General features: G+C 28.2%; 17 protein-coding genes, 1 other RNA gene and 2 riboswitches. Of the genes, 1 reads left to right on the top strand and 17 read right to left on the bottom strand.

The window, feature by feature from the left end; all coding sequences use genetic code 4:
- Positions 1-14 precede the first annotated feature (14 nt).
- From T347_RS0101600 to T347_RS0101530, 14 genes are all read right to left on the bottom strand, one after another.
- The gene (locus T347_RS0101600; RefSeq protein ID WP_031542603.1) at positions 15-977 is read right to left on the bottom strand and encodes a glycosyltransferase family 2 protein; all 963 of its coding nucleotides are present in this window, start codon (positions 975-977) and stop codon (positions 15-17) included.
- Between the two features lie 71 nt (positions 978-1048).
- Positions 1049-2413: an asparagine--tRNA ligase gene (gene asnS, locus T347_RS0101595; RefSeq protein WP_031542601.1), complete on the bottom strand. Its 1365-nt coding sequence runs from the start codon at positions 2411-2413 to the stop codon at positions 1049-1051.
- A 1-nt stretch (position 2414) separates the two neighbouring features.
- Positions 2415-3269 (bottom strand): Cof-type HAD-IIB family hydrolase, encoded by an 855-nt coding sequence (locus T347_RS0101590; protein ID WP_031542599.1) that lies wholly within the window; start codon positions 3267-3269, stop codon positions 2415-2417.
- The gene (locus tag T347_RS0101585) at positions 3262-4368 is read right to left on the bottom strand and encodes an alpha/beta hydrolase family protein (RefSeq protein ID WP_031542597.1); all 1107 of its coding nucleotides are present in this window, start codon (positions 4366-4368) and stop codon (positions 3262-3264) included. Before T347_RS0101585 ends, T347_RS0101590 begins: the two co-directional genes overlap by 8 nt.
- Positions 4369-4423: 55 nt before the next feature.
- Positions 4424-5209 carry a MurR/RpiR family transcriptional regulator gene (locus tag T347_RS0101580; RefSeq protein WP_031542595.1) on the bottom strand — a complete coding sequence of 262 codons (786 nt, stop codon included), beginning with the start codon at positions 5207-5209 and terminating at the stop codon, positions 4424-4426.
- Positions 5210-5287: 78 nt separating this feature from the next.
- Positions 5288-6241 (bottom strand): tRNA (adenosine(37)-N6)-threonylcarbamoyltransferase complex transferase subunit TsaD, encoded by a 954-nt coding sequence (gene tsaD / locus T347_RS0101575; protein ID WP_031542593.1) that lies wholly within the window; start codon positions 6239-6241, stop codon positions 5288-5290.
- A 77-nt stretch (positions 6242-6318) separates the two neighbouring features.
- Positions 6319-7833, bottom strand: coding sequence for a hypothetical protein (locus tag T347_RS0101570; RefSeq protein WP_031542591.1), 1515 nt, complete (start codon positions 7831-7833; stop codon positions 6319-6321).
- A gap of 92 nt (positions 7834-7925) precedes the next feature.
- Positions 7926-8020, bottom strand: a riboswitch (purine riboswitch).
- 112 nt (positions 8021-8132) lie between these two features.
- Positions 8133-9059, bottom strand: coding sequence for an ABC transporter permease (locus tag T347_RS0101565; protein WP_031542589.1), 927 nt, complete (start codon positions 9057-9059; stop codon positions 8133-8135).
- Positions 9059-11632 (bottom strand): ABC transporter permease subunit, encoded by a 2574-nt coding sequence (locus T347_RS0101560; RefSeq protein ID WP_031542584.1) that lies wholly within the window; start codon positions 11630-11632, stop codon positions 9059-9061. Before T347_RS0101560 ends, T347_RS0101565 begins: the two co-directional genes overlap by 1 nt.
- A gap of 1 nt (position 11633) precedes the next feature.
- The gene (locus T347_RS0101555; protein ID WP_031542581.1) at positions 11634-13172 is read right to left on the bottom strand and encodes an ABC transporter ATP-binding protein; all 1539 of its coding nucleotides are present in this window, start codon (positions 13170-13172) and stop codon (positions 11634-11636) included.
- Complete coding sequence (locus T347_RS0101550) at positions 13172-14728, bottom strand: hypothetical protein (protein WP_031542579.1); 1557 nt, start codon at positions 14726-14728, stop codon at positions 13172-13174. Before T347_RS0101550 ends, T347_RS0101555 begins: the two co-directional genes overlap by 1 nt.
- 103 nt (positions 14729-14831) lie before the next feature.
- A riboswitch (nucleoside riboswitch) is annotated at positions 14832-14893 on the bottom strand.
- A gap of 111 nt (positions 14894-15004) precedes the next feature.
- Positions 15005-15673, bottom strand: a complete 669-nt coding sequence (gene trmB, locus T347_RS0101540) for a tRNA (guanosine(46)-N7)-methyltransferase TrmB (protein ID WP_031542577.1) — start codon at positions 15671-15673, stop codon at positions 15005-15007.
- Positions 15674-15682: 9 nt separating this feature from the next.
- Entirely contained in the window at positions 15683-17095 is a 1413-nt protein-coding gene (mgtE, locus tag T347_RS0101535; RefSeq protein WP_031542575.1) for a magnesium transporter, read from the bottom strand.
- 56 nt (positions 17096-17151) lie between these two features.
- The gene (locus tag T347_RS0101530; RefSeq protein ID WP_051636009.1) at positions 17152-17718 is read right to left on the bottom strand and encodes a hypothetical protein; all 567 of its coding nucleotides are present in this window, start codon (positions 17716-17718) and stop codon (positions 17152-17154) included.
- Positions 17719-17797: 79 nt separating this feature from the next.
- Between T347_RS0101530 and ssrA the strand changes: the two genes are divergently transcribed.
- Positions 17798-18223: a transfer-messenger RNA gene (gene ssrA / locus T347_RS03845) on the top strand.
- A gap of 89 nt (positions 18224-18312) precedes the next feature.
- Here ssrA and T347_RS0101525 read toward each other — a convergent pair.
- The 3 genes from T347_RS0101525 to T347_RS0101515 form a co-directional block, all read right to left on the bottom strand.
- Positions 18313-20757 carry a PTS transporter subunit EIIC gene (locus T347_RS0101525; protein WP_211246838.1) on the bottom strand — a complete coding sequence of 815 codons (2445 nt, stop codon included), beginning with the start codon at positions 20755-20757 and terminating at the stop codon, positions 18313-18315.
- Positions 20758-20798: 41 nt separating this feature from the next.
- Positions 20799-21071 carry a hypothetical protein gene (locus tag T347_RS0101520; protein ID WP_169734475.1) on the bottom strand — a complete coding sequence of 91 codons (273 nt, stop codon included), beginning with the start codon at positions 21069-21071 and terminating at the stop codon, positions 20799-20801.
- A gap of 61 nt (positions 21072-21132) precedes the next feature.
- Positions 21133-21678: a hypothetical protein gene (locus T347_RS0101515; RefSeq protein ID WP_031542567.1), complete on the bottom strand. Its 546-nt coding sequence runs from the start codon at positions 21676-21678 to the stop codon at positions 21133-21135.
- Between the last annotated feature and the right edge of the window lie 5 nt (positions 21679-21683).

Here is a 21683-nt window from a genome sequence, read left to right as displayed (position 1 = left end):
TTTATCTCCTGTGTTTATTTTCCTATTAATCTTAATTCCGCATTGATGAATGCATTCAAAGTGTTTATTCTTTTATTGAATTTAGGTTGTTTATTTTCTGTAAAAACAGAATTTTTACTTGTGAATGCTTCAATTTTATTTTCCATTTTTGCTTCAACATATTTTAAAGATTTTTTATATAGTTGATTATTATCAAATGACTTAACAATGTTTAAAAAATCATAAGTTAATTGGTAGTAATAAGCATAATTTAATTCATCTTTTAATTCTTTAAAAGCACCAATTCTTCTGTAATAATTTAAAATATGTGGTCATTGATTTACCAAATCAAATGCTGAATATTTTAAAACAGAAATTTTGTGAGTAATTAAAACATCTGAAGTAACGTATAAAGTTCTCGCATGACCTAATGCTTTATATAAAAATAAAGTATCAAATCTAACAGATCTTCTAAAGTTTATTCTGAAGTCTTTAATATAACTTCTTCGGAACACTTTACCATAAACAGTTTGAGAAATATAAGCAAAAACCTGAGTATCTGTTGGTAAATTATAAACAACATTCGGCTCTAAAATTGATGAAGAAATATCATCAACTAAACCAACTCTTTTAATTTGGTATTCAATAATATCTAGTTTAGGTTTGTTTGAGTTAGTAATCTTAGAAATTTTTTCAATGTAATTTGGTTCTAAAATATCCCCTTCTTTAATAAAAGCAAAATATTCACCATTAGCTAATTGAATGGCAGAATTTCAATTAGATCCTGATCCTTGTCCTTTACTGTTTAAGGCAATAATTATTTTTTCATTTTCTCTGAATTGGTCTTTCAAAAATTCAATTGCTTCTTTTTCAACATAAGGATCATCATTAACAATGATAATTTCATAATCGGAAACAGTTTGTTTTTTAAGTGAGTTAATTGTCTTAAAAAGTAAATTTTCTTTCCCTTGTGTGGCAATGATAAATGATAATTTCATTAGAACCTCCTTATATTAATTCTTAATATATTTTACACTTTTTTTAGCAAAAAGAAAAAGGCAAAAGCCTTTTAAAATAATAAGTTCTTTGGAGTTCTTGGATATAACATTACATCTCTAATATTTGATGCTCCTGTAATATACATTAATAAACGTTCAAAACCTAAACCAAAACCTGTTGATTTATAATATCCATAATCTCTTAATTTGATGTATCAATCTAAATCTTTATAATCGATTCCCATCTCTTCACAACGCTTAATAATTTTTTGAGAATCATCTTCACGTTGAGAACCACCACATAATTCACCAATTCCTGGAACTAATAAATCTACAGCAGCAACTGTTTTACCATCATCATTTTGTTTCATATAAAATGCTTTAATTTCTTTTGGATAGTTAGTTACAAAAGTTGGACATTTATTAACAACTTCACAAATATATCTTTCATGTTCAGTCCCTAAATCTAAACCAAAATAAATGTTGTTTTCTTCAAATACATGACCATTTTTGATAGCCTCTTTTAAAATTTCAAGAACTTCTTCATATGTATTTACTTTGAAATTTGAATTTACAATTCCTGTAATTTTTTCGATTAAACCTTCTTCAAGATTTGATTCTAAAAATTTAAGTTCTTCCATATTTTTTTCCATAACATATTGAACAACGGATTTAAGCATATCTTCCATTACTTTAATTCCGTCTTTTAGTTCAGCAAATGCTATTTCTGGTTCCATCATTCAAAATTCTGAAGCGTGTCTATTTGTATGAGAGTTTTCTGCTCTAAATGTTGGACCAAATGTATAAACTTTTTTGAAAGCTTGTGCAAATGGTTCAGCATTTAGTTGACCAGAAACAGTTAATGCTGCTTTTTTTCCAAAAAAATCATTTTCATAATCTTTATCTTCATTAACAGTTACAACAAATTGCTCTCCAGCACCTTCAGCATCATTTGATGTGATGATTGGAGTATTTGCATATACATATCCCTCTTCTTGGAAAAATTTATGAATAGCAAACGAAGCAGTTGATCTAATTCTGAAAATAGAATTAAATGTTTTTGTTCTTGCTCTTAAATGTGCAATTTCTCTTAAAAATTCAGGAGAATGTTCTTTTTTTTGTAAAGGATATTCTTCAACTGCTTGATCTAATAAAACAATTTCAGTGGCTTGCAGTTCAAAAGGTTGTTGTTTACCAGGTGTTAAAATCAATGTTCCAGTAACTTCAACGATAGAAGCAACTCTGGAAACTAAAGCATCATCATAACCTTTTGTATCAGTTTTATAAACAACTTGTAAATCATGTAAATAAGTTCCGTCGTTTAAGATCATAAAAGAAACAGCTTTACCTTGTCTATTTGATCTAACTCTTCCAATCAATGTGATTTCTTTTTGATCAAGATTTAATTGATCAAAATATATTTGTTTTAATTCCATATTAAACTTCCTCATCTAAAACATATTTTTTAATGAATTGCGATACACCACCATTTAAATTTGTATCTGTTGTGTATTTCGCGATTTTTTTGATTTCTGGAACTGCATTTGCAACAGCAACAGAATTTGGTATTTTTTCAAACATTGTAATATCGTTCATATTGTCACCAAAAACTAATACTTCTTCAATTTTTATATTTAATAACTGTGCTAATTTGATGATTGCATTTCCTTTGTTAGCTTCGATGTTTGTGAATTCATAAATTGGCATTGATTCAATATTACTTCTCATAGAAGAAATGTTATCTTGTAAATTGTGTTTTTTAAATCAATCATTAAATTCTGATTCCTGATCTTCAGGGATAAAAATCATTAGTTGTAAAACATTTTCAAAATTATAATTAGATTCTTTAGAAAGATCGGTTAAATTAAATCTTTCCATTCAACTTCTCTCATTCATTGATTCTGTTCTATTAGGAACACCATTTCAATAAGCGTGACCATTAATATCTGTAAAAGCAAGTCAGCAAACATCCATTTCAGTACATTTTTCAAACATTTTTTTAGTTGCTTCAACATTAACATTTCATGTGAAAAGTGGTTTATATTCTGCTACTTCTGAAATTAAAGCACCATTTGAAAGAATTATACGATTTAAATTATTTCCAATATGAAATAAATCTGCTCTTGGTTTTGCAGATATATATGGTTGACCTGTAGCAATGGTTACATTTATTCCTCTATCACTTAAATTTGTTAAGAGAATTTGATCATTTTGATTAGCAATTTTTCCATGTTCTAAAACTGTTCCATCCAAATCAGTTATTATCAATTTAATATTTTTTAGTTTATCCATTTTTAATTTCCCTTTTATTTTTTAAACTGAATGTTATTACTTCATGTTTTTCTTCAAAATTATTATCTATTATTTCTTCTGTAATTCCTAATTTGATTAATGCTTTTTGAGTAGTTTCATCATTTTTAATAATTTTATTTTCAAACATAAGTCAATTATAAATATTTTGATAATAATGTTCTTTCAATGAATTACAGTGTGATGAAAAATTATAAATAATAATATCATCATCATTAATATTCATATTTTTTCTTAAAATATATGTTTCTAAAGAATCCCCAAAAGAAGTAACATTGTCGTTTTCACCATGAACAAAGAGAGTTGGCACCATATTTTTAAATTCGTAGTTAATTTTAGATTCTCTTCAATCAATACCGTTTTCTTTTAATTGATTATCAACCGCTTTTTTTATTTTATTGTTGATTCTTTGAACTGAACTTCATTTTTTAGTAAATACATTAGAATGCAATAATAAAGATTCGACAGATTTATAAGCTGAGTCACTTATTACAAATTTAATCTTATTTTTTTTGATTATTTCAGGACTGTTGTTCATTAAATTATTTGTTACAAAAGCACCCATACTGATTCCCATTAATCCAAGGACATCATATTTATGATTTTTACTTAATCATTCAATAGCAGCTTTAAGATCTTTTTGTTCATTAATTCCAAGTGTGACCACTTCATCTTTTTCTGAATCTCCATGATTTCTAAAATCAAAAACCAATATATTATAACCAAGTTCTATAAAAGGTTTTGCTCAATATAAAGATCAATATTTATGACTTCCGAATCAATGACTTACAATTATTCATTTTTTAGAATTCAAATTTGTTATATATTGTAAACCATTAATAACTTTTCCATCTTCTGTAACAAAGTTGATCGGCAGTAAATTGTCTGTAACAAATAATTGTAGTTGAGGTTTTTTATATAAATTTCTCATCAACTTATTCATTTTGTTTATTTCAGGATATAGATAAACATTTTTTTTCTTAAATGCTGCTGAAAAAATAACTGATTCAACTTCTTCGTAAAGATTGTTAATTGATTTATGAACACTTTTAAATATTTTATTACCTAATTTATTTCCCATAAAGTCTCCACCTAATTAGTATTATTATAAAAGAAAATAATCCTAGTTAATAGGATTATTTTTTCTTATTATAGTTTTCATAGTAGTAGATTAATAAATCGTTAAAATAATGGAATGGTAATGTTTTTGAAATGTTTATATTTTGCAGTCCGTTTTCAATGCCATCAACAATTAATGTGTGAATTGAAGATGCTGAATTTTCAATTGAATTAGAAGGAACTCTACCTGAAATAAAAATAACTTCACCTTTTTTCTCTTTAATCATTAAAACTAATTTCTCTAAGTGTTTTGATGTTCCGTATTTAGTGAAAAATATAAATAAATCACCTTTAACAATTGCATCAACTCTTCTATTAATTGTGTCCCAATCAGAGTCTAATAAAATTACATTCATACGTTTTTCAAAAAAGAAATTTGAAAGGTCGTTTGCTGGACCTTTTAAAGTTGATTCTCAATAAGAAACAAATATTCTTGGTGATGATTTAATAATATCTACAGTTTTGATTATTTTTTTCTTTTCAATTACAGCATAGTTTTGTTTAATTAAATTGATATAACCATTAGCTACATTTTCATCACTATTCAAATCGTGTATTGATGCATTATCAACATCGTTTGATAATGAAATTGTGAAGTCTTTATAACCTTTAATATTTATTTTTTTTAATAATCCATAAATGGCACTATAACCAGTTCCAACAGCTTGAGCTAATTGTTCGATTTTCATTTCTTTAGCTACAATTTCGTTCATATTATTTTTGATGTAATTAACTAGTTGTATTTCTCTTGAAGTTAAATCGCTTTCTTCTACTGTTGATAATTTTCCTAAAAATGATCTCATAATAAGCCTCCTTGTGAATAAATTATATCACTATAATATTTCAAGAAAAATAAAAATGGAAAAAATTTCCATTTTTAACTATCCATTTTCCATCTCTTTTTCATAAGCTAATTTAGCAATCATTGCTGCATTATCTGTGCAATATTCCATTTTCGGAACAAAAGTATTTTTAATATTATATTTTGCACCAATTTCAAAAATCATTTTTCTAATCGAAGTATTTGCACTAACACCACCAGCGATTGTTAAGGTATTTGGTTTAAATTCTTCAACTGCTTTTTCCAATTTTTTACGAATTGTTTCAGTTGCTGTTTTTTGAAATGATGCACAAAAATCGTTTATATTTAATTCTTCGTTTTTTTGATTTAAATTATGGATTAAATTAATAGCGGCCGTTTTTAAACCAGAATATGAAAAATCATAAGAGCTATCATTCTTTGGAAGCGGTAATTTATATTTATTTTCATCACCTAGAGTCGCTAATTTATCAATTTTTGGTCCTCCAGGATAGCCAAGACCAATTACACGAGCTACTTTATCATAACATTCTCCAATGGCATCATCTGTTGTAGACCCTATGATCATGAAATCATTTGGTGAATTCACCAATTCTATTTGTGTGTGACCACCGCTAACAACCATCGCCATAACTGGATAAATAAATTCGTTTTCTATTGAGGCACCAAAAATATGTCCTTCAATGTGATGTAATGGTATTAGAGGTTTATTTAAATACAAAGCAATTGTTTCGGCAACGGTTTTTCCAATTATTAATGATCCGATTAAACCCGGTAAAGCAGTATAAGCGATTTTATCAATTGATTCTAGTGAAATATTAGATTCTAATAAAGCATTTTCAATAACTCAATTAATGTTTTGAACATGTAATCTTGCAGCGAGTTCTGGTATAACACCACCAAATTCAGTGTGATCAGATATTTGTGATGAAATTGTATTTGTTAATATCTTTCCATCTTCAATGATTGAAATTGAAAATTCATCACAACTTGATTCAATAGCTAAAATTTTCATACATACCTCCTTTACTTTATTTTAAACAAAAAAACCTAAAACTAGGTTTTTTGTTACTTATTTATTTTTAGTAAAAATTATTTTCCATCTATTAAACTATTAACTTTGTCTGCAAAAGTAGATCAATTTTCATTACTCTTAACTGTATTGGTAAATTCTTTAATTACTGTTCCTTGCATGTATTTATCTGGAGTTTCACCTGTTTTGGCAAATTCTTCAATCAAAACATTTCTTAATCACATTTCATCTTCATCGTAATTAATTGCAGTTTGTTGAATAATATTATCTCCACCGGTTGCATTAATAGATCAATTCGCTTTTGTTGAAACAACATGACCATCAGCATAATCAAGAAGTTCTTCAGTATCTTGAACAGATACTTGACCAATTCTATCTTCATTTACTTGTCCATCATAACCATCAATTGTTTTTAATGATTTTGCTTCTCGTAATTCATCTGAAATTGAAAACTCTAAGTTTTTAATAGCTGACGATAAAAATCTATCTTTGTAAGTGTTATATGAATAAACTTGGTTAGTATCAACACCAATCATGTATGGTTGAGATATATTTGAAGATAGTACATCTAAAATTTGAATTCCAGCTACCGGGAAAACAATGTCTGCTTTTCCCTTATTTAAAAGTTCATCAACTAAACCAGTTTTTGTAGCATCACCTAGTCCAAATGAGTTTGAGTATCATAAAGAATCGCTAGCTGATTTAACTGAAATATTTTCAAAGTCTGTTTTTTCATTAGCACTTTCAAATTTTATTGTACTATCTGGTTTTAAAAAACTATTCATTACATTAAATCCAGCAAGCAATCCTCACATATAGTTATCTGTTGAATATTTAGCAGAAATACCACCAAAAGTTCCAACTCTAATAATTCCATCACCATTAATATCAGCTTTAGTAGGATTTTGTAGTGCTCAAATTCCAGCATCAATAGCTGCAGCAAATCCCGCTAATTCTGAGTTGAAATTAATTGAGATTATGTTTTTATTTTTACCTCCAGAATAATCAACCATTGAATCGGCCAATATTATAGAAGTGTCTGGAATAGAATTTGCAAAAGCTTCAATTTCACCTAAATGAACAAATCCTGCAATAACTACAGCATCAGGTTTTAAGAATTGAGCCATTTTATATGCTGACTTCAATGATGCTGCTGATGAATCTTTTGCTTCAACATAATTTGTTGAACTATCATATGATCCCTTAGCATCATTATCAAAACGATTATCCAACATTTCATTTCATTCAGCAGTTGCTTGAATATCTGAAGCATCAACTGCTTTTTTTCAATCTTCAAAAGTTTCAAAACGTTCTGGTGGTTCAATATTTTCAAATTCTTCTTTTGTATCAAAAAGTTCTTGGTTATAAAAGTCTATTTCTCTAGAATATTTTTGAATAGCTTTAAGAGCACTTTCGTTAAAAGACTTATCAGCAATATTCCCTCCGTCAGTAATAAATACAACTCTTTGTCCTTCGGGTCCTCTTGCATATGCAGGAGCAATACATGAAACAACACTAGATCCAATAGTGGTCATAGCTGCAAAAGATGTTAATACTGTTAATAGTTTTTTCATTTTTACCTTTCCTACTTGTATGAAAACTTGTAAAACTCTATAACCAACTATTCTATATTTATAAAAAAATGAGTCTTTGTTGAACAAAAACCCATTTTTTAAAATGTACCTATAGTCCCAGGTTAGTTAGGGGTAGAAGCAGTAGCCCATTTCGCTACCATATATAAGTTTTCAATATTAAGTTACTTTTATTTTATATTAAATAAAAGTGGAAAAGTGGAAAATTTTAAAATATTCGATAAATATTTACTCAAAAGATACAAAATAAAAAAATCACTTTTAAAGTGACTTTTTGCGTTCTAACGTTTGGATTTATCAAATGGAACACCAACGGCAGCTGGCGCTTTTGATTTTTTAGCAAATATGACCATAACAACAATCGTTAAGGCAAATGGTATTGCATTAAAGATAATTGATGAAGTTCTTAATCATTCAACATCTACAAGTTTTCAAATTTGTGCACCAAATGTAAACATTAATGCAAACAAGATAACTCCCAGACCAACATATTGAATTTTTCATTGTCCAAAGATCATAATTCCCATTGCTAGGAATCCATATCCTAAAGTACTTCCACCGAAATTTCCTCCAAGAACAATTGTTGTTAACATAACTCCACCCGCGATTCCAGCAAGAACTCCTGAAATAAATACTGCGATATATCTATATTTAACAACACTTATACCTGCTGCATCAACAGCATTTGGATTTTCTCCAACCATTGCATATCTTGTTCCAGATTTAGTAAATTTGAAGAATAAGAATACAACTAAAGCAACAACTAAAGCTATTATCAATCAAAACGGAACTGAAGTTACAACGTTTATTTGTGTAAATGCTGAAGATATTGATGTTGCCTGATCACCAAAGATTTTAGATGTAGCAAAGAATGTTCCTAAACCTAAAGCTAAGATGTTAATTGCAGTTCCAGAAACAACTTGATTTGATTTTAAAATTATTGATGGAAATGCATGAAGCATTGCAAATGCACCAGTTGCTAATCCAGCTAATAATACAACTCAAATTTGATTGTAATTACTTTTAGCAGAATCAGATGATCCATCATTTAATGTCGCTCCAATTATTGCAACAAATAATGCTCCAAATGTCATCATACCTTCGATACCAATGTTAACAACTCCGGCTTTTTCAGACATTAAACCAGCTAAAGAGGCAAATAATAATATCGCACATAAGGCTAAACCATATTCAAAGAAAAATGCCATTATTGTACCTCCATTAAGTGTTTTTTATTCAATTTATTTATTAATTTATCAGCATTAATTTTGAATTCTTTTTCGAAATCATCTTCGTTATTTGTATTTTTTTTACAACTTACTTCAACGTTTTTTATTTCTGCTTTAAATTCATTCTTAATTAATTCTGTTTTAGATGATGTGTTTTTAATTTGATTAATATCAAGAGATATAATTCCATCAATTTTTCAAAGCATTTGTAAATTTAAAATTTCAATGTATGCAGCAACTTTTTTATTTACAAATTTATTTGAATCATACTTAGTGAATATATTTTCGCCTAAAATTTCTACAATGTTATTGATTGCTTCTAAGAATATGTGATCAATTTCTTTGTAATATTTTTGTAATAAGTTTTTGTTTTCACTAAAGTTTGAATTCAAAGTTGGCTTCTGTAAATTTTTAACTTTTTGTTTAGCTATTTTAATAATTTCTTGAACCATAACTATTTCATTGTTTGAAGTTTTTGGATCAAAGTTTGATAAATGTTTCGCAACAGCTTGTTGAACTGCGATTTTATCAATTTCAAACTCTGAATTAGCATTTTCAATTGCTTTTAAGTGATCAGCTTTTAGTTTAATTAAAGTTTCAGGATTTTTATTATTTTCAGCAACAGCATTTAAGTGTTTAGATTTTAAATTGTTAATCTCAACTTTTGAAGAACTTTTTACTTTAGAGATTTCAGCTTTTAGTTTTTTAATTTTAAGATTTGTATTTTTATCATTTTCGATTAAAAGATTTTTAATTTCTTGTTCAGATTTACCAGAAGATTTAATAATTCTTTGTTGTAATCTTGAGTTTGATTTAGCAGAAATAATTTTCTCTTTTAAAATATGAATTTCTTTTTCCATATTTGCGATTGCATAATTTTTACCATTTATATAATCATATTTAAGTAATAAATCACCAACAGCACCTTCATAAATTGAATCTGCGGCAGCTATCTTGTTATTTTTCTTAGTTTTAATTTTTTCAATATATCTATTTTCATAATTATTATATTCAAATGAAGCATTCAATAAATTATCTTTAGTTTCTAAATTTTTCATTTTAATATCAGATATTTCAGATAAGTTTTTTTCAGAGATAGACTTAATTAATTCTTTTTTATTTAAATTGATTAATGATAAACCAGAGTGTAATTGTTCATCATTCATAATTGATATAAAGTTTTTTAATTCTAATTTAATTTTACCGATTTCAGCTTTACAATAATTTTTAAATTCTTTTTTCTCAAATTTAAATTCTTTTTTAAGTTCTTTTATTTTTTCATTATCATTAGCATTTTTTGCTAAGATAATATTTTCTTGATATTTTAAAAATAAATTATTAAAATTTTTATCTTTCTTTGGATTTAATAATAACGATTTATAATTGTTAATTTCTTTTCTAAATTCATCATATTGTACTTTTCGATTTTTCTTTGATAATATTCTATATTTATTTTTAGCTCATCAAATTGGTGCAAAGTTCATAAATATTGCAGATATTGCAGCAAAGTAAACTATAACACCAAATACTAAAGCAGCTGTTTCAATAGGCATTCTGAAAAGTGAAGATGTTGCAGGACCAGCTGATTGCAATGTTCCTCACAATAATGAAATGATTGCAATTCCAATCGGATTATTAAAAGCAACCAACGATACAGCAATTGCGTCATAACCAAGTGCTGGTAACACGTCTATATCGAACGATGTATTCGGTGAAACTGTATACATACTGATAAATGCAGCAATACCAGCAAATGCTCCTGAAAGCATCATTGCTTGAATTATTTTACTTTTAACATTGATTCCAGCATATTTAGAAGCTGTTTGAGAAGAACCAACAGCTTTTAATTTGAAACCAAAAGTTGTTTTTGCAAATAATATACCAATTAATAATAAACAACCAAATGCTATTAATAATGGAATTAGTATTGATGAACCACCAATTGAAAATACATCATTTGGCATCGAGAACGAAGTTCCTTGATTTACTCCACCAAATTCAGTAAATGTATTAAAGAAAAACTTAAACACATATCATACAATTCAATTTAGCATAATTGTTGTAACAACTTCATGAATATTAAATTTAGATTTTAATAGTCCAGCAAATCCCGCAAGCAGTGATGAGGAAACTATACATATAATAAATGTTACAAACACCATTAAAGGAATCAGTTCTGGATTATCTTTAATAGTTCCAGCCATTACTATCGATGACAATGATGTTGCTAATAGCATTTGACCAGCCATACCAATATTAAACACACCCGATTTAAACCCGATCGCAATTCCTAAACCCGCAACTATATAAACTGCAAATCAGTTAAGAGTTTGGTTAATAAATAATGGATCAAAGGCAACTTTTACTAAGTTACCAAAATATGAGAAAGGATTAACATTTTGAGCTGCAATAATAATTCCAGCAACAATAAAACCACAAACTATCGCTAATAATGAAGCTTTTGAAAACTTCTTTTTAGTTTTATACTCTGTTGATGTATAAAATTCATTTGTGCGCTTTTTAAAACTTCAAAGATACTGTTTAAATCTCATTTTATACCTCCACCTTTTGACCAGCCATCATCAGACCAATCTGTTCTTTTTTAGCATTTTTTCCAGGTAATTCACCAATTACTTTTCCGTCATTGATAACAACTATTCTGTCAGCTAATGCCATAACTTCGTTCAATTCATAAGATACCAAAAGTACCCCGACATCTTTTATTTTTTCATCTAAAATTTGTTGGTGAATGTATTCAATAGCACCAATATCTAATCCTCTAGTCGGTTGAACAACAACTAATAAATTGTGTTCTTTTCTTAACTCTCTACCGACTACAGCTTTTTGTTGGTTACCACCAGATAAACCACGTGCAGTAGCTGCACCATTTCTTGTTCCTCTTACATCAAATTCATTAATAATTTTTTGAGAATATTTTTGAATTTCTGACGAACTAATAAATCCATTTTTTGAAAATGGTTTTTGATCAATTTGTTGTAAAACAATATTTTCACTAACTGAAAAATCAAGAATCATTCCATATTTATGTCTATCTTCAGGAATGTGACTCATTCCTTCTGCATATCTTTTCTTGATTGAAAAATTATTAATGTTTAGTTTATTGAAAACAATTCCACCAGTTGATGGTTTTCTTAAACCAGTAATAGCTTCAATCAATTCTTTTTGACCATTACCTTCTACTCCCGCAATAGCTACAATTTCACCAGGTTTAACTTCTAAATTAAAATTTTCTAAAGCATTAATTTTATTATTAGTTTCTTTTTTAACACTCAAGTTTATTATTTTCAAAATTGGCTCGTTTGATTTTGGTTTTGTATATTTATTTTTAACTTCAACCAATTTTCTACCAACCATCGCTTCAGCAACTTGTTGAGGTGTAGTTTCTTTCATATCTAAAGTAACTATTTTTTCACCATGTCTAATCACGGTTGCACGATCTGCAATTTTTTTAATTTCATCCATTTTATGAGAAATGAAAATAATTGTTTTTCCAGCTTTTTTAAGGTTAACAATAACTTCAAGTAATCCATCGATTTGTTGAGGTGTCAAAACCGCAGTTGGTTCATCAAAAACTAAAATATTTGCATTTCTGTACAAAATTTTTAAAATTTCAACTCTTTGTTGCATACCGATAGAAATGTTTTGAATTTTTGCATCTAAATCAACATACAATTTATATTCATTCATAATTTCTGTTATTTTAGTTTTGATTTTATTTTTGTCTAAAAATCCAAATAACAAAGTATCTTCATCACCCAGAGCGATATTCTCTCAAACAGTATTGACATCAACCAATTTAAAGTGTTGGTGTACCATTCCAATTCCTAATTTATTTGCTTTAATTGGATTTGAAATTAAAGTTTTTTTACCATTTACTAAAATTTCTCCTGAAGTTGGTTGATACAAACCAAATAAGATACTCATTAAAGTGGATTTACCAGCCCCGTTTTCTCCAACCAAAGCATGAATTTCTCCAGCTTCAACCTCGAAAGTAAGATTTTTATTTGCAATAACTGTTTCGTTAAAAATTTTTGTAATATTTAACATTTGTATAGCATGTTTATTGTTCATTAAGCATCTCCTTTTATTAAATTATCAATTTTTGTTTTAAAAGCTTCTCATTCTTCATTGTTTGCTAAAACTTCCTCTGCAAAGTCTTTAATTACTGATCCTTGCATATACTTATCTGGTGTTTCTCCAGCTTGTGCAAATTCATTAATCACAAGGTCTTTTAATCATGCTTCTTTACCATCGTAGTCTATAGCAGATTGTTGGATTAAATTATCTCCACCCGTTGCATTTATTGATCAAGTTCCTTTTGAAGCGACAATATTACCATCGGCATAATCAAGACCTTCTGTGATATTTCCATCAGCATCTTGAACTGAAACATTTCCTATTGTGCCTTTGTTAACTTCACCATCATATCCTTCAATAGTTTTAAGTGATTTAGCTTCTTTTAATTCATCTGAAATAGCGAATTCTAAGTTTTTAATAGCTGATGATAAGAATCTGTCTTTATAAGAGTTATAAGAATAAACTTGGTTAGTATCTACACCAATTAAATAAGGTTGTGAAATTTGTGATGAAAGTACATCAAGAATTTGTGGTCCAGCTACTGGGAAAACAATATCTGCTTTTCCTGTATTTAAAAGTGAATCAACCAATCCTGATTTTGTTGCATCTCCTAATCCAAATGAATTTGAAAATCATTTTTGATCATTCGCCGCTAATACATTAATATCTTCGAAATCAGCACTTTTACCCTTACCTGCATTTGCACTTTCGAATCTGTAGTTAGTTATAGGTTCTTTACTATCATCCAAGTATTTATTCATTAAGTTAAATCCAGCTATCAATCCTCACATATAATTATCAACTGAATATTTAGATGAAATTCCAGCAAATGTTCCTACTCTAATAACTTCATCATCATTGATATCTACTTTATCTAGGTTTTGTATTGACCAAATTGCTGCGTCAATCGCTGCAGCAAATCCAGCTAATTCTGAATTAAATTTTATTGATATTATATTTTTGTTTTTACCATTTGAATAGTCAACAGTACCATCAGCTAATATTATAGATGTATCTGGAATAGATTTTGCAAATGATTCAATTTCACTTAAATGTACAAATCCTGCTAAAACAATCGCATCAGGTTTTAGGAATTCACCCATTTTATAAGAAGCTTTTAATCCAGCTGAAGAAGCGTCTTTTGATTCTACATAGTTAGTTGAACTATCATATGAACCAATGGCAGTATTATTTAAACGTTGATCCAACATTTCATTTCATTGAGCTGTTGCAGTAACATCCATAGCATCAACAGCATCTTTTCATTCTTGAATACTTTTAAATGGTTCAGGCACTTTAATTTCATTAAACTCTGTTGTTAAACCTAAAAGTTCTTGATTTTGGAAATCTATTTCACGAGTATATTTTTTAATAGCATTATAAGCGCCTTCATTAAAAGACTTATCTTCGATGTTTCCACCATCAGTAATAAACAAAACTTTCTGACCCTCAGGTCCTCTTGCAAGAGCAGGAGCCATACATGATACAACACTAGACCCAACAGTAGCCATTGCGGCAAACGATGTTAATATTGTTAATAGTTTCTTCATTTTTTAACCTTTCTCACTTTCATGAAAACTTAAAAAGTTCCTATTTTTCTTTTAAAAAAGGTGAGTTTCGCATGAAAAAAAACTCACCTTTTTTAAAAGATATACCTATAGTCCCATGTTTGGCAGGGGTGGAATCAGTAGCCCATTTTGCTACCCTATATAAGTTTTCAATATTAAGTTATCTTCATTGTATAGTAAATAAAAGTGGAAAAGTGGAAAAGTTTTAATTTTTTTTTATATTTATTTTTTCTTTAAAAAATTTCAAAAAAAACAACATTATTTGTTGTTTTTAATAATTATTTTGTTAATATTCTTTCCTAAATTATGAAACTTAATTTCATATTCGGTAGGAATGTTGTCTTCAAGCATTTTTTCATTTTTATACAAATCATCAGTATTATCTAAAATAGTTCATTTATCAGTTTCGGCTAATTGTTCTAGTGTGAACGCATAAAGTCCATCGTTGTCTGTTTTGATATGAATTTCGCCATCAATTTTTAAAATTTTAGAATAAATATCTAAAAATTTTATATATGTTAATCTTTTTTTAAAATGTTTAGCTTTTGGTCATGGATCTGAAAAATTTAAGAATATTTTATCAATTGAAGACTCAGCAAACATATCACTTAAATCTTCTGCAAAATTATTTAAATATTTAAGGTTTGACATTTCCTTATTTTGATCAGAAAACATTGCTAAAGATTTTTTTAGCGCCACTCCAACAACTGTTTTTTCTTTTTCCATACCGATGTAATTATAATTTTCATTTAGCAGGGCGTGATTAGTTATAAAATTACCTTTTCCACAACCAATTTCTAAATGAATTTTATTATCATTATTAAATGAATTTAAAGAGGTAATTTTGTCACCTTCTTTTCATTCAATTAAAAATCGTTTATTTTCAACTAAAAAATTATCTGTTCATTGTTTATTTCTTAATCTCATTCCAAGCTCCTAAATAAATAATAAACCAATACCTAAAAATGTCGCTACAGCTATAATATCAACAACTGTTGTAACTAATGGTGATGAGGCCACCGTTGGGTCTAATTTAGCTAATTTTGCCCCTAATGGTAGTAATGTACCTAATATGTTTGCAATTAATATACTTAAGAATAATCCAATTGAACTTGTTCCGATAGAAATTCATAGTTCACTTCCTGAGATATCTCCATCATACTGAACTAAATATACAAATACTAATCTAAGTACATTTATTAAAATTAATGGAATTGTGATCAAAATTGATACCAAGAATTCTTTTAAAAGAATTTCTCCAACCTCTTTTTTATGTACTTGTCTTAAAGTTAGTGATCTAACCATCATCATTGCTGACTGGTTACCACTTGTACCAGCAACTCCAGCAACAATTAAAACCATTGGTAATAGTAACATTAGCAATTCTGGTCCATCAGTTGAATTTGTGTTTGTTGGCATATTATATGCATCGAAAAATACTATTAATAAAATTTGAGTAATTGTTCCTAAAATTAACATAGCCATTAATCAAAAACTTCTAGCTTTAAACATTTTTCAAACACTAGTTTCGAAATAATCAGCATCAGCATCATTAATACCAGCAAATTTTTGAATATCTTCAGTTGTTTCTTCAACTAATACATCGATCACATCATCTACTGTAATAATTCCAACTAGCTTATTTTGTTTATCAACAACAGGCATTGTATTTAAATCATATCTTTTGAATGTTTCACCAACAATTTCTTGATCAGTATCAAAAGTTACTGAAACCAATTTTGTGGTCATAATTTCTTCCATTGTTTTTGAATCTTCATTTAATAATAAATCTTTAATTTCAATTGATCCTAATAATTTACCATCAGCATCCACGATAAACATATCATCAACTTCATCAAATTCTTCATGACGTCTTTTGATTACTTTTTTAGCAATTTCAACTGTGTCTGTAGATTTAAATTCAATTAAATTTACTGACATGATTCCACCAGCCGTGTCTTCTTCATATTTAAGAATAGAATTTATTTCTCGTCTTTGTTCTTTTGTAGTTGCTTTTAAAACTTTTTTAACAATTTGAGCTGGCATGTTGTCAATCAAATCAACAATATCATCTGAATATAGTTCTTCAACAATTTCTTTGATTTCATTGCTTGAGAAAGAATCCATAATAAATTCTTGGTGTCTATCACTTAAATAGACAAAAATTTCTGTTGCTCTTTCTTCATCAAGCATTCTAAAAATTTTTAATACTAACTTTTCTTCGATCTGTTCAATTGATTCTGCAAAATCAACATATTGAACTTGTTTTGATATTTCCCTTAATGCTCTAATATCATTGTTATTAGCAGCTTCAACTATTAAATTTTCTAAATTTTTGGTTTCAGTCATTTGACTCCTTTATGAATAATAATATTTTATCAAAAATAAAAAAAATAGGTAAATACCTATTTAAATCTTTTTCCATTGTCATAAATATTAGTAATATTCATTGTATCATTAGCTTTGATATATTTTTCATCATTAGTTTCTAAAAATAATTCTCTATTTTTAATCATTTCAATAGCATCATTATGTGATTTAGCAGCGTAAATTCTTTTTTCTTTAACTAATTGTGTATCAAATAAAGCTCCATACACAAAATGATTTATTGCAAATTCAGGCATATGTCTAACATCATGTAATTGGTGGTATCTGAAATCAGATATAACTGCTACTAAAAATTTATTTGGTTGTGAAGTTTTTGCTTGTTCAACAGAGATTGCAAATTCCATTGTTGTTCCATCATCAAAACTATCTAATTCAAAAATTACAAATTCAGATTTCGATACCTTTTCATAATCCATATCTCAAATTTGTAAAGGTGAAGGATTATTTCCAACATTTGTATCAAAATCAATTGGATTATTAATTGTAATGTTTGGTAGTTCTCTTCTCAAGTTAATACCTTCTAGTTTTCTTTGAGCAATTTGTGCTTCATTAAACATACTTCCTGCATTATATAAGTTTTTCATATATACCTCTTTTCTCTTTAATAGTTTATCAATAAAATATTAAAACATAATCCAAATTTAGGGTTTATAATAAAAATATGGGGATGTTGTGGATTCGACAGGATATCGTCATATTATAACCGCAGTAGTCTGGTAGACTTTAATACTTCTAGGTTTGATAAAATGCAAACAAAACTAAAAACGAAGAAAACTTCGAAACAATTGAAATGCCAGCATTCATGATCAACAATGCATCAGCTGGAGCAAACTTCGCGTTTGCTTAATTAACTTTTAAAGTTAATAGCATTCAACGGATCAATGTATTTTAGGTTTTACACTTGATCTGTATTACCCAAGCTTAATAGTAAGTATGATTATGATAAATACTTATGAACTTAAATCATAAACGATATAGAAACCTTTTGTTAATCTTAGTTTTTATATTGAGTTAGAAGACATAACTAAACTGTAGACGTTATTTTATGAGATATTTTGGACGCGGGTTCAATTCCCGCCATCTCCACCATTAAGAAAACAACAACTTGGATTATTCCAAGTTTTTTTATTTTATTTTTACAAAAAAATAACCCGAAGGTTATTTTAATTTAAATCAAATTATTTAACAATTTTTTTAAGGTCATTAATATGATCTAAAACTTCTTTTTTAGTCATAGTTCTTAATGATTCTTTTTTAAAATCTATTTTTGATTTTTTAGCAGCAATTCTTAATTCTGTTGCTTCTTTTTGCAATTCTTGACGAGATTCTGTCATATGTAAAGAACCGTCAACCATTGCTCTTTTATCAGTTTCAGTTAAAACTTTTTTAACTGGTGCTTTTTTAGCAACCGGTTTTTTAGTAGTTGCTGGTTTTTTAGCTACAGGTTTTTTTGCTTCAACTTTAGTTTCGGTAGTAGTTGATTTTTTAGCAACTGGTGCTGTAGTTTTTTTAGCAACTGGTGCTTTTTCAGTTGCGGGTTTTTTTGCTTCAACTTTTGTTTCAGCTACAATTGTTTTTTCAACAACCGGTTTAGTTTGTGGTTTTTCAGTCACAACTGGTTTTGCTTCAACTTTTGTTTCAACAGCAGTTTTTTGTTCTGCTTTAAAACCTGCACTTCTTTGCATTTCTAAAATATTTTTCATTCTTGGTTTAATAGCTTCTTGTTCTCCACCATAAACAACTTGAATGTTATTTCCTTTAACTAACGCTCCTGTAGAACCACCTAATGATTTGATTCCATCAACATTAGCTAATGAACTATCAATTACTGTTAATCTTAAACGTGAAGCACATGAATCAACGTCAGTAATGTTTGCTTCTCCACCTAAAAATTCAATAATTTTAGCAGCTTTTTCATAACGTGCAATTTCTTTAGCATCATTTGAAGTTGTATATTGGTTTACTCCCATAGAAAGAGCTGAACCATCTACATTTTTACCTTGTGATGCTTTGAAATCGGCTTTTGTAAATAATTGAACATCGCCTTCACTTTCAGCACGTCCAGGAACCATAACTTTTCCATATTTTACTGCAAAGTAGAATGCAACAAAGTATAGTCCACCCATTCCTGCTGATACTCCCAATACTCCAAATACTGATAATGGGTCCATAGCATTTTGTCCAAAGAAAGGAATAATTCCGAATACGATGTAATCGATGAATCCTCCTGAGATTGTCATTGAAACGTGTGTTTGCATAAATCCTGATAGCATAAATGAAACAGCAGCTAATGGCATATGTACACCATAGAATAATCATGGTGCTAAGAATAAGAAAGTATATTCAATTGGTTCAGTAATTCCTGTTAAGAAACATGTGAACGCAGCTGATAAGTAAATTCCCATTACATTTTTACGGTTTGCTTTTGGTACGTTTAATAACATAGCAACAGCAGCCATTGGTAATCCTAATAACATAAATCCGAATTTACCAGATTGGAAACGACCTAAGTTTAATCCTAGTGCTTCAAAAGTTTCAAAGTTAATTCCTTTTGAGTTATCAATAACCGCAATTAAACGGTTCATCATATTTTGATCACCTTGTGAACTCAAGAATCCATTAAAAGCATCAAGTTCAAGACCTGAATATCAACTTGCTCCTGTTTTCATTTGAGTCAAGTATTCAATAGCACTAATTGGTCCTAGATCTCATGATGATCCAGCAAAAGCCATAACTTTTTCCATAAATTGATCACTTGTTAATCCATTTACTGTTCCACCATCTGTAAATGTTTTGATTGCATCATTAATTTGATCAGATATTGCTCCACCGGCTGAAGTTCATCATAGCGGTGCATAGAATACGTGGTGTAATCCGAATGGTACTAATGATCTTTCGATCATTTCAAATACTAATGAGTCAATTCCTTTTACTGGAATTTTACCTGAAGTAGTTCCAAATCATTCTAGACCTTGTCCAATTCATGGTCAGAAGAACATGAATAAGAATGATAAAGGAATAACTGCAAAGAAAGTAATAATTGGTACTAATTTAGTTCCTGAGAAGAAACTAAATGCAGCAGGCAATTGTGTTGCGTGGAATTTATTATAAATCTTAGCAGAAATTGCTCCTACGAAAATACCTGCAAATACCCCTGTATTTAATGAATCTATTCCCAAGTTTTTAGTAATTAATCCATTTGGAAATGATCCATGTCATAAAAGTGATCATGTTTGATCTGTATTTTGTTTTAATAACGCAGCTTGCATAGCATTCATTACTAAGAATCCAACTAAAGCAGTTAATGCTGCGATTCCGTTGTCTTTTGTATATGCCATAGCAACTGATAAAGTGAATAAGATAGGTAAGTTCCCGAAACAAACATCCCCCATTTTATTCATAACAGTACCGATGTATCATCCGATAGAACTGATTTCTGTGTTTGCAGCAATAGCAGCCCCTACCCCTAAGAATACTCCGGCAATTGGTAATAAAGCGATCGGTAATAAGAAAGCTTTACTTAGTTTTGATAATGTTGGCATGATGTTTCCAGCAACTTTTTTAACGTTACCAAAAAAGCCATGTTTTTCAACATTATCAACTCTTGCGGTTTTGTGAGCCATAAGAGTCCCCCTTCAATTGTTTTATATTATTTTATTTTTCGTTAGTTGATCATCATAGTTATTCCAACAATTACAAAGACAAGTGAAAAACAGGCTGTAAAAAATAAGAAGTTCTTCTTTGTAAATTCTCATACACCTTGTGATTCTTTATTTTGTCTAGTAAAGTTTTGCATACCTCTAATTTTATTTTTTCTTCATATATGAAGACCAAATAAAGTTACAGATAAAATGATACCTATGATCATGATAATAAGTCCAACTGTAAAGTCTGTACTTTCTGTTGTTGTAAAAATCAAATTAATCGCCCCTAACATATTTATTATATTACTTAATAAATTTTTTTTAAGTTAATAGTGATTTAAAAAATAAAAAAGGTTAATTAAAACCTCTTTTTTGACTATTATATTCAGAAATATATTGATCTAAATTTTCTTTATTATTTTTTTCTACAATTATAAATTTAATTTGATCAATAGTTAATTCTTGATCAATAATATAATCTTTAATTTTTTTAACAATTTCATCATCACTTTGTTCGATTAATTTGTTTGAAAAATCTTTAAAAGTTTTGATTACATCATTTGAGTACCCAAAATAAATTGGTAAAAAGTACTCTTTTATATTTAAACTATTACCAATAAAAATTGCATAAATACCTTCGATTTGCTCTGAGTGTTTTTCTAAATCTTTTATAGAAATAGATTCTTTTTTTATTAAAGTATTTAATTTAATATTTTTGGTTTCTTTATTTTTTTGATAGTCATTTTTTCTAGAAGTTCCCGCTCCTAATAAACCTCAAAAACCAAGACCAAGTGCAATTAAAGATAAAACCGCTATTAATAATCAAACTCATCAAGGCAAATCTTGTTTAGTACCTTCTTGAGTTGAAGATGATACAAATTCATTTAAAAATGCAATCATAATCT

Origin of the sequence: Mesoplasma photuris ATCC 49581 (assembly GCF_000702725.1) — a bacterium.
Taxonomy (GTDB): domain Bacteria; phylum Bacillota_I; class Bacilli_A; order Mycoplasmatales; family Mycoplasmataceae; genus Tullyiplasma; species Tullyiplasma photuris.
This window is presented reverse-complemented; position numbering and strand designations above follow the sequence as displayed.